We start from the raw sequence: 9,755 nt of genomic DNA, 5'->3' as shown, positions 1-9,755 counted from the left end.
CGGCCGCTACAGCAATGGGGACTAGTGTCCTGTCCCAGAAATTACTAGCCACGTTTTCGCGATTGTGATTCCTTCGGCCCAGGCGGGATTCGGGAGGGCGGCATGGCGAGGGACGGAGCGACCAAAGCGAGCAAGATTGAGCTCAGCGAGAACGAACGGGAATACCTCAAAAGGCTCGTCCGGCGACGCAAGGTGGCGCGTGGGCATGCGCAACGCGCGGAGATCGTGTTGCGGGCCGCTGACGGGCTCAACAACTGCGAGATCGCGGCTGCGGTCGGTGTAACGCGGCAGACCGTGCGCACATGGCGCGAGCGTTTCGCCAAGCACCGTCTCGATGGTCTCGACGATGAGCCGCGCTGTGGCGCGCCACGCAAGATCGGCGACGACCGCGTTGAGGAGATCGTGACCAGGACACTCGAAACGCAGCCCAAGAACGCGACGCACTGGAGCACGCGCGGCATGGCGAAAGCATCGGGCGTGTCGACTTCGTCGGTTCATCGCATTTGGCGTGCATTCTCCCTACAGCCGCATCGCACCGAGACTTTCAAGCTCTCGACCGACCCGCAGTTCGTCGAGAAAGTGCGCGACATCGTTGGCCTCTATCTCGATCCGCCCGACAAGGCGCTGGTGATATGCGTGGATGAAAAGAGCCAAATACAAGCGCTTGATCGAACGCAGCCGCTGCTGCCGATGCGCCCTGGACAAGTCGAGCGGCGCACGCACGACTACGACCGCCACGGCACTACGACGCTCTTTGCCGGCTTCATCGCTGCTGTCACGGCTGAGACGACCGTGAAGGCTGGCAGTGTGATCGGCACATGCATGCCGCGCCATCGCGCGCAGGAGTTCCGCAAGTTTCTCGACGAAGTGGAGAGCAACGTTCCCGCCGGCCTCGACATTCACGTCGTGATGGACAACGCTTCGAGCCATAAGACGCAAGTGATCCGCAACTGGTTCGCCAAGCGGCCCCACTGGCACATGCATTTCACGCCGACATCGTCGTCGTGGATCAATCAGGTCGAACGCTTCTTCGCGCTGCTGGCCGAAAAGCAGATCAAGCGAGGCGCGCACAAGTCCGTCAAAGACCTCATCGCCGCCATCAAGGCTTTCCTCGCCCAACAGAACGCTGATCCGAAGCCGCTGCGCTGGACCAAGTCAGCCGACGACATTCTGGCCTCCATCGAACGCTTCTGCCGTCGCACCCTCGACCTCCAAGCCAAAGCTGGATAGAAACTTCTGAATCAGGACACTAGATCGTCTTCGCTTTGAAGCGGCATAAATCGGCGATGATGCAGCGCGGGCACTCCGGCTTGCGCGCCTTGCACACATAGCGTCCGTGAAGAATGAGCCAGTGATGCGCGTGCAGGAGATATTGCTGAGGCACGATCCTCTCCAGTCCCGCTTCGACCTCCTCGGGCGTCTTGCCTGTCGCGAGCGGAAGCCGGTTGGAGACTCGGAAAATATGCGTGTCGACCGCGATCACCGGCTGATGGAAGGCGACATTGAGCACGACATTCGCCGTCTTTCCGCCGACGCCGGGGAGCGCCGTCAGCGCCTCGCGCGTGCGGGGCACTTCGCCGCCATGGCGCTCGACGAGCAGTCGCGACAGCGCAACGATATTTTTCGCCTTGGCGCGATAAAGGCCGATCGTCTTGATGAGGTCGCGCACGCGCTCTTCGCCCAGCGCCGCCATTTTGGCCGGCGTGTCGGCGAGCGCGAACAGCGCCGGAGTGGCCTTGTTGACGCCGGCGTCGGTCGCCTGCGCCGACAGCACGACCGCGACGAGCAGGGTGAAGGGGTTCTTGTAGTGCAACTCGCTTCTGGGGTCAGGATTGGCGGCTGAAAGACGCGCGAAAATCTCTTCGATTCGCGCGATCTCGGCGGCGGGCAGCCGCCGTCGGCGTACCGGTTTTTTGGCGACGCGCGCGCTCTGACTGTTTGTTTCCGCCATGGACGCGTTATAACTTTCAGAGTCTGAAGGAGAAAGCCGGCAGGAGAAATGTCCGACCCTTTCGAGCGGAAAATTTACGAAGCGCGGCTGACGCCGCACCGGTCGATGACGCGGCACGCGTTCTACGTTTTCATCATGATCTTCTGTGTCGGGCAGGTCCTGTTCGCCCTGCCTTTCTTTTTCATGGGCGCCTGGCCGGTCGCCGGATTCATGGGTCTCGACGCGCTCGGGCTCTATCTCGCCTTTCGTCTGAGCTTCTACGCCGCGCGCAGTCATGAGACGGTCGATCTTACGCCGCTGGAGTTGGTTTTCGCGCAGATCGGCGCGCGCGGACAGCGAAAGGAGTGGCGTTTCAACCCGTCCTGGGTGCGGCTCGAACAGACCGTGCATGAGGAATTCGGCACCGAGCGGGTGGCCCTGGTCTCGCGGGGCGAAAGCGTCGAGATCGGCGCCTTTTTGGGCCCCGATCAGAAAGCGGAGCTGGCGCGCGATCTCAATCGCGCGCTCATCGACGCGCGAATGGGCGCGCGTTTCGGCTAGCGTCGCGCTGGCTCAGCACGGCGTCGGCCTCCCGCATCAGCCGCGCCTCGTGCCGCTTGTAGTAGCGCCAAAGCACGAACAAGCCGATCGCGAGCCCGCCAGCGAGCGCCGCCGCAATAGGCCCCTCGATTTTTTCAAAACCTGCCGTGAGGTAATAGGCGCCAAAGCCGAAAACGCAGGCCCAGACCACGCCCCCGCTCGCATTGTAAATAAAGAAGCGGCCCGGCGGCAGATGATTTGCGCCCGCAAGCGAGGCCGCGAGAATGCGCAGCAGCGCGACGAAGCGGCCGAAAAACACGATCGCGCCGCCCCATCGGTAGAACAGATACTGCCCCAGTCGCAGCTTCTCGGGCCCGAGCCCGACATGATGGCCGTAGCGTTCGAGAAGCTTCGTGCCGTATTCGCGTCCAAGCCAGTATCCGACATTGTCTCCGACGATCGCGCCGGCCGCCGCCGCCACGACGATATTCTCGATGGCGATCGCCCCCGAGAGGCGGGCGAAGATCGCCGCGCCGACCAGCATGGTCTCGCCGGGCAGCGGAATGCCGGCGCTCTCCAGGGCTACGACGATAAAGATCGCCCAATAGCCGTAAGTCGACAGGATTGAGGCGATCTGCGCCTGATCGAGAAAATGAGTCATCCTTGGCCAGGAAAGAGAGAGGGCTCTTCCCGCTTCATCTAGGCCTCAACGCAAAAATGGCGACATCGCCGACGCGACGCCGCCACTTGCAGGCGTGATGAACCTGATGAGGTCAGTGATACCGGAGCGCATTCTCCCGCGCGGCGGTGTAGGCGTAGGGAGGCGTCGCGGTCATCGCGTCGCCGTCCAGAAAGAAGGGATCCCGCTCCAGCGCTGCTTCGAGGACCTCGCGAAGGCCTCTGAGCAGCGGCTGGTCGTCACGCACGATCTTGGCGCGGAGCGCCTCTTGCGCGGCTTCGTCGGACCGGGTCGCGAATTCGCGTACCGCCAATGCGACGAACTTGCCGACGCTGACGCCTTTTTCCCCTGCCGCCGCGCGCACGCGCTCGGCGAATCCGCCGCCGATGCACGCCAATGCAGCCTGGGCGACCTTGTCGTTAGAGCAGGAATTGATCAGATCCACGATGACCATGACGACCTCCGCCCTTGAGCCCTGTTTCAGATCCCTGAGGACCATTCATTGGCCGCGGTCGCCCGCGACATTTGTCTATTCGCGCTGAGCGGCGCAGTCCCGCTAAGCTAGCCATGCAAGCTGAACCTTTTCTGTATAAAATTGCTGAAAACGCCTCATCCCGGCCAAGGGATCAGGCTCTCAAGCCAGCGAACAAGGCTATCGGCGCAAGAGCCGAGAGACCTTCGCTCCCCATGCCGCGCGCCTGAGCCTTCTAACTGAAAGGCGTGACAGCTTCGCGACGAAAGTTCGCCAGCATATCAACAACATAATGATTAGCCGAGCTGAGGCCACAGCCCGACTTCGGATTTAACTCGCCGGTGGAGCAATAGTTCCGAGAAGCTGAAAAATTCGTAGCTGCGGCGCAATAGATCGCGCACTGCGCCGCAGAAATTCTCACCAACTGCCGATATTGGGCGCCGAAGCCCATGGCTCCTGCGGCGGCAGCGGCGCGCCCTTCTGCAACAGCTCGATCGAAATGTCGTCGGGCGTTCGCACGAAGGCCATGTGGCCGTCTCGGGGCGGCCGGTTGATGGTGACGCCGGCGGCATGCAGCCGCGCGCAGGCCTCGTAAATATTCTCAACTGCGAAGGCGAGGTGTCCGAAATTGCGTCCGCCGGCATAATCGTGCTCGTCCCAATTATAGGTGAGCTCGATGAGTGGGGCGTCCTTTTCCTTGGCCTGCGCGGCGTCTTCCGGCGCCGCGAGATAGACGAGCGTGTAGCGGTGTTTTTCATTCTGGGTGCGGCGCACCTCCTGAAGTCCAAGGACGCCGCAGAAGAACTCCAGCGAGCGATCAAGGTCGCCGACTCGGACCATGGTGTGCAAAAATCGCATATGCGGCTCCTATCTCCTTCATCGGCTAACGTCGGGCGGCGCAAAATTGCGCCCACGCTGGCCGCTCTGCTAGAGGGCTGGCTCTCCCAGACGATAAATGGCGCGTTGACGTGACCGAGACCAAGGCTCTTCCGAGAGCGGCGACAAGCGCCAAGCTGGCGGCCGCCAAGGCGTCGATCGCGGCGAGCGCTCTGCTCGCGGCCGCGAAATTCGCCGCCGGGCTGTGGTCTGGCTCGCTTGCGCTTTTGTCCGAGGCCGGGCACGCCTTCGTGGACACCGGCGCGACGGTGCTGACCTTCTTCGCCGTCCGCGAGGCGGAGAAGCCAGCCGACGAAGAACATCACTATGGCCATGGCAAATATGAGGCGCTGGCGGCGCTGATCGAAACGGGCTTCCTGTTCGGACTCGCCGTGTTCGTCGTCGCCGAGGCCTGGCGGCGCTTGCAGGAGAGGAACGTCGAGATCGACGCCGGCTGGCCTATCTATGGCGTTCTCGTGGTTTCGATCGCCGTCGACTACGTGCGCTCGCGGCAGTTGAGCCGGATCGCGAAGGAGGAGGGCAGCGACGCGCTCGCCGCCGACGCGCTTCATTTTGCAAGCGACCTTGTCTCGTCGACGCTGGTGCTCATCGGTCTCATTGCGGCGCATTACGGGTTTGAACGGGGCGACGCCCTCGCGGCCTTTGGCGTCGCCGCTTTCATCGCGGTCGCGGGTTTTCGGCTGGGCCGCCGCACGATCGACACTTTGCTCGACGCCGCACCAAGGGAGCTCGCGCCGCATCTCGAGAGGGCGATCGCCGACGTGCCGGGCGTCATCGCGATCGAATCGCTGCGGCTGCGCACGCTTGGACCGGAGATCGTCGGCGAGGCGACGATCGGCGTTTCGCGCGGCCTGCGAGTCGAGCAGGCGGCGCGCATCAAGTCGGCGGTGACCGAAGCGATCGCCGACGTGACGCCGCGCGCCCGCATCACGCTGTCGGTCGAACCGCGCGCGCTCGATGACGAAACCGTTGCGGAGCGCATCCTCCTCGTCGGGGCGCGCCGCCACATCCACGCACACCACGTCATCGCGCAACAGATCGACGGCCGCTTGTCGATCGGCGTCGACATCGAACTCGACGGCGCGATGCCGCTTGGCCGCGCGCACGCGGTCGCCGCCGATTTCGAAAGCGCCCTGCGCGACGAATTCGGCGCCGACGCCGAGGTCGAGACGCATATCGAACCGCTCGAAATGCATCTGCTGGCGGCGCATGCCGCCGATCCGGAAGTCGCTCGCGCGATCGAGGCGGCGCTCGCGCGCGTCGCCGCGCGGACCCGGCCGCCGGCGCATGTGCAGGACGTGAGAGTTCGGGAAACGCCGGGCGGCCTGGTCGTCAATTTCCGCTGCCGCCTCGACGCGGCCGCGTCGGTGCAAGGCGCTCATGACGCGCTGGACGAGATCGAGCGCCGCACGCGCGAGGAATTCCCGGCGATCCTGCGCATCGTCGGCCGGGCCGAGCCTGCGGCCGATAGCCAAGGACGTGCGCTTGATCTATGAGAGACGCCATGACGCAGGAGCCGGACGCCGCCGCAGACATCGCCTCGATGCCGTTCGAACAGGCGATGCAGGAACTCGAGCGCATCGTCGGCGATCTTGAGAAGGGCGCCGTGTCGCTCGACGAGTCGGTGAAGCTTTATGCGCGCGGCAAGGCGCTGCAGGCGCGCTGCGAGGCGCTGCTCGCCGAGGCCGAAGCCCGCATCGAGAAAATCACGCTTGGCGAAAACGGCCAGCCGACAGGAGTCGCGCCCTTCGACGTCGAATAGACGTTAATCCAGCTGCTCCTCTTCCGCGGCCTCTCGCGACAATCTGTGAACGCGGGCCATGAACGCCATGGCGATGAGCACGGCGATGGGGATTGCGAGAGCGGCGACGAGATCGGCGGAAACCTGCGGCGGCAGAGCGCCGCCGGCCTTGAGCCCTTTGGCGACGAAGCTGAAGAGCCCGGTAAGAAAATAGGCGAGCCCGGCGATGGTGATCCCCTGCACGATGCGGTTGAGCCGCATCTGCAAACGCGTGCGGCGGTTCATCTCTTCGAGCAGCGCGCCGTTCTGCCGCTCCATCTGCAGCGTGATGCCGGTGCGCATCAGATCAGTCGCGCGCTCGACCTGAGCTGAAAAGCGGGTTTGGCGCGCTTCGACGGCGTTGCAGGTCTCGATCGCCGGATCGAGGCGCGCATTGAGGAAATCTGAGATCGTCGCATATTGTCCTTCGCGCCGCTCGTGCAGCTGGGAGAGCCGGTTCTTCACCAGCGCGCGATAGGCGCGGCTCGCGTCGAAACGGAAGGCGGTGCGCGTCGACAGCGCCTGACCGCTCGCGAGCAGGTCCGAGAGGCGCTTCAGCAGACGATCATTGACGCGCATGTCATGCGCGTCATTCAGCGCTTCGGTGATGCCCGAAAGCTCTCGCTCCATACTGGCGAGCTGCGGCGACACTTCCCGCGCGAGCGGCAGCCCGAGCAGCGCCATCGTGCGATAGGTTTCGATCTCGAGGACGCGCTGCGCGAGGCGGCCCGCTTCGATGCGCGGCTGCGCCTTGCCGCGGATCAGCATGCGCGTGAAGCCATAGGCATCCACGGCGAAGTCGGTCAGAACCTGCGCATCGCGATCTTTGACGCCGATGACGCAGAGACTCTGCGAATTGAAATAGGACGCAAGCTCCTCGACCGATTGCGCGCCGTCGACGACGCAGAGCTGCGTCGCGACGATGAGAACGCCCGGCGGCTTGAAGGAGATTTCGCCCGCTTTGAACGGATCGGCATGCGTGAAGGGGATTTCGGCGCCGAGGCCGGTCGACCAGCTGTAGGTGGTGAATTCGCTGTGCTGCTCCCAGCGGAGCCGCCAGTCGCCAAAGATAAAGTAGTGGAATCTGGCGCCCGGATCCGGCGCCAGCACGCCATGCGAGAGCGCGAGCGCGCCGATCGCTTCGCGATCCCTGGCCGCCGCTTCGTGATCGGTGGCGAAGGCGTAGTGATAGACGCGCCGCGGCGCGTCGAGCGGCAGGAACGGCCGCGCGTGCAGCTCCGCGAGGACTGCTTGGCGGAATGGATGCTCGCTGAAAATTGCGGGTTTGTCTTTGCTGATGTCCATTGCGTTTCTCTACTCGCAGCCACGCGAATCATCGACGTCCCACGCCGGTCTGCCATGGTCGGCGCAATGACGGCGGAGGCCGCGTCCGTTTTTGGTTGCCATAAATTCTATTCCAGACAATTCTTTTCCGTCACATTCGACAAGGCAAGCCGAATGGAGGGCCGCATGTTGGACGGGCGACGCAAATCATTCTTACCGATCCTGAGCGCGTTCGTCGCTATCGCCGCCACCCTGGCACATGCGCAAACGGCGCCAAAGCCCGCCACGGAAGCGACGAAGGCCGCCAATCAGGCCGTATTGCAGGTCCTCAACTTCGACGACCGTGAGGATTTTGACAACGCCGCGCGCGGTCTCATCGCCAGGCCCGACGCGCTGACTATCAAGGACGCTTCGGGCAGAGTCGTCTGGGACATGGAAAGCTTCAAGTCCTTTGTCGTCGATAAGCCAGCGCCCGATTCGGTCAATCCGAGCCTTTGGCGCAACGCCCAGCTCAATATGAATTATGGGCTGTTCAAAGTTCACGACCGCATTTTTCAGGTCCGCGGCTATGATTTATCGAACATAACTTTCATCAGGGGCGACAAAGGCTGGATCGTCTTCGATCCGCTGATCTCGACCGAAACCGCCAAGGCCGCCTTCGAACTCGTCACGCAGAACCTCGGCAAGCGTCCCATCGTCGCCGTCGTCTACAGCCACTCGCATGTCGATCATTATGGCGGCGCGCGCGGGATTGTTGATGCAGCCGATGTGAAGGCGGGCAAGATCCAGGTCCTCGCGCCGGAACATTTCGCCGAACATGCGGTGAGCGAAAACGTCATCGCCGGCAACGCGATGAGCCGCCGCGCCATTTTCATGTATGGCGCGATGCTGCCGCGCGGCGAACGCGGCAGCGTGGGCGCAGGATTGGGCCAGACGACGTCGACCGGCGTCATATCGCTCATTTTGCCGACGCGCGAGATCAAGAAAACCGGGGAGACCGTCACGATCGACGGCGTGCGCATGGTGTTCCAAATGACGCCCGGCACCGAGGCGCCGGCGGAGATGAACACCTATTTTCCGCAGTTCCGCGCCATGTGGATGGCGGAGAATGCGACCAACACGATGCACAACATTCTGACATTGCGCGGCGCTCAGGTGCGAGATGCGCTGAAATGGGCGCGCTACCTCGATGAGACGATCGATCTTTTCGCGGACAAGACCGACGTCAAGTTTCAGAGCCATCACTGGCCGCTCTGGGGACGAGAAAAGATCGTCGACTACCTCAAGAAGCAACGCGACCTTTACAAATATATCCACGACCAGTCCGTGAACCTGTTGAACAAGGGCTACACGGGCGTTGAACTCTCCAACATGATCCGGCTTCCGCCGGAACTCGACAAGACATGGGCCGACCGCGGTTACTATGGTTCGCTCAAACACAATTCGCGCGCGGTCTATCAGCGCTATATGGGCTTCTACGACGGCAACCCCACGACGCTGGACCAGCTTCCGCGCGCCGAAGCGGCGAAGAAATACGTCGCATACATGGGCGGCGCGCCGGCGATCTTGAAACGCGCCAGAGCGGATTACGAGAAGGGTGAATATCGCTGGGTCGCCGAGGCGCTCACCCATGCGGTTTTCGCCGATCCGGACGATAGGGACGCCAAGGAGTTGCTCGCCGACGCCTATGAACAGATGGGCTACCAGGCGGAGGCGGGGCCGTGGCGGGCCATCTATCTGCAGGGGGCGTTCGAATTGCGCAATGGCGTTCCGGAGTCCGGCGGTCTGAACACGGCAAGCGCGGATACGATCGAGGCGATGCCTCCGGAAATGACCTGGGACTATCTCGCCGTGCGCTTGAACGGCCCGAAGGCGACCGGAAAAAAGCTGATCCTGAATGTCGAGTTCACCGATCTCAAAAAGCTCTATCGGCTGGCGGTCGAAAATGGCGTGCTGAATTATTCGGACAAGCCCGCTCCCAATCCGGACGCGAAAGCCACGTTAAAAAAATCGACGCTCGATCGGATCGAGCTTGGCCTCCTGACGCCCGAACAGGCGATCGCCTCGGGAGAGCTGAAAGTCGACGGCAAGCGGGAGGTGTTTGTGGAGTTCGTCGGATTGCTCGACAAATTCCCGTTCTGGTTCCACATCGTGACGCCTTGAGCGTCGGAGC

Annotated in this window: 10 protein-coding genes; 5 read left to right on the top strand and 5 right to left on the bottom strand. The window is 62.9% G+C overall.

The annotated features are described in order from the left end of the window. Positions 1–102 precede the first annotated feature (102 nt). Positions 103–1,230, top strand: a complete 1,128-nt coding sequence (locus AC0X69_RS05925) for an IS630 family transposase (protein WP_482607591.1) — start codon at positions 103–105, stop codon at positions 1,228–1,230. A 19-nt stretch (positions 1,231–1,249) separates the two neighbouring features. On the opposite strand, the gene nth is transcribed toward AC0X69_RS05925, so the two are convergent. Further along, the gene (gene nth / locus AC0X69_RS05920) at positions 1,250–1,951 is read right to left on the bottom strand and encodes an endonuclease III (RefSeq protein WP_482612224.1); all 702 of its coding nucleotides are present in this window, start codon (positions 1,949–1,951) and stop codon (positions 1,250–1,252) included. A 48-nt stretch (positions 1,952–1,999) separates the two neighbouring features. Here nth and AC0X69_RS05915 point away from each other — a divergent pair, with 48 nt between their 5' ends. After that, positions 2,000–2,491 (top strand): DUF2244 domain-containing protein, encoded by a 492-nt coding sequence (locus tag AC0X69_RS05915; RefSeq protein ID WP_482612222.1) that lies wholly within the window; start codon positions 2,000–2,002, stop codon positions 2,489–2,491. Here the strand turns inward: AC0X69_RS05915 and AC0X69_RS05910 are convergent. The 3 genes from AC0X69_RS05910 to AC0X69_RS05900 form a co-directional block, all read right to left on the bottom strand. Further along, entirely contained in the window at positions 2,457–3,131 is a 675-nt protein-coding gene (locus tag AC0X69_RS05910) for a DedA family protein (RefSeq protein ID WP_482612220.1), read from the bottom strand. The genes AC0X69_RS05915 and AC0X69_RS05910 overlap by 35 nt on opposite strands. Before the next feature lie 112 nt (positions 3,132–3,243). Then, positions 3,244–3,603 carry a hypothetical protein gene (locus AC0X69_RS05905; protein ID WP_482612218.1) on the bottom strand — a complete coding sequence of 120 codons (360 nt, stop codon included), beginning with the start codon at positions 3,601–3,603 and terminating at the stop codon, positions 3,244–3,246. Between the two features lie 435 nt (positions 3,604–4,038). Further along, on the bottom strand, positions 4,039–4,479 hold the full coding sequence (locus AC0X69_RS05900; RefSeq protein ID WP_482612216.1) for a VOC family protein: 441 nt from the start codon (positions 4,477–4,479) through the stop codon (positions 4,039–4,041). 110 nt (positions 4,480–4,589) lie between these two features. On the opposite strand from AC0X69_RS05900, the gene AC0X69_RS05895 reads away from it, so the two are divergent. Beyond that, positions 4,590–6,014: a cation diffusion facilitator family transporter gene (locus AC0X69_RS05895; RefSeq protein WP_482612214.1), complete on the top strand. Its 1,425-nt coding sequence runs from the start codon at positions 4,590–4,592 to the stop codon at positions 6,012–6,014. Positions 6,015–6,022: 8 nt separating this feature from the next. Beyond that, positions 6,023–6,280 carry an exodeoxyribonuclease VII small subunit gene (locus AC0X69_RS05890; protein WP_482612212.1) on the top strand — a complete coding sequence of 86 codons (258 nt, stop codon included), beginning with the start codon at positions 6,023–6,025 and terminating at the stop codon, positions 6,278–6,280. A gap of 3 nt (positions 6,281–6,283) precedes the next feature. Here the strand turns inward: AC0X69_RS05890 and AC0X69_RS05885 are convergent, their stop codons facing one another. Next, a complete protein-coding gene (locus tag AC0X69_RS05885; RefSeq protein WP_482612210.1) occupies positions 6,284–7,603 on the bottom strand; it encodes a DUF3422 family protein in 1,320 nt (439 codons plus the stop codon). Between the two features lie 165 nt (positions 7,604–7,768). Here AC0X69_RS05885 and AC0X69_RS05880 point away from each other — a divergent pair, with 165 nt between their 5' ends. Next, positions 7,769–9,745 carry an alkyl/aryl-sulfatase gene (locus tag AC0X69_RS05880; RefSeq protein WP_482612208.1) on the top strand — a complete coding sequence of 659 codons (1,977 nt, stop codon included), beginning with the start codon at positions 7,769–7,771 and terminating at the stop codon, positions 9,743–9,745. Positions 9,746–9,755 lie beyond the last annotated feature (10 nt).

Source organism: Methylocystis sp. Uni0008 (assembly GCF_056838045.1).
This window is presented reverse-complemented; position numbering and strand designations above follow the sequence as displayed.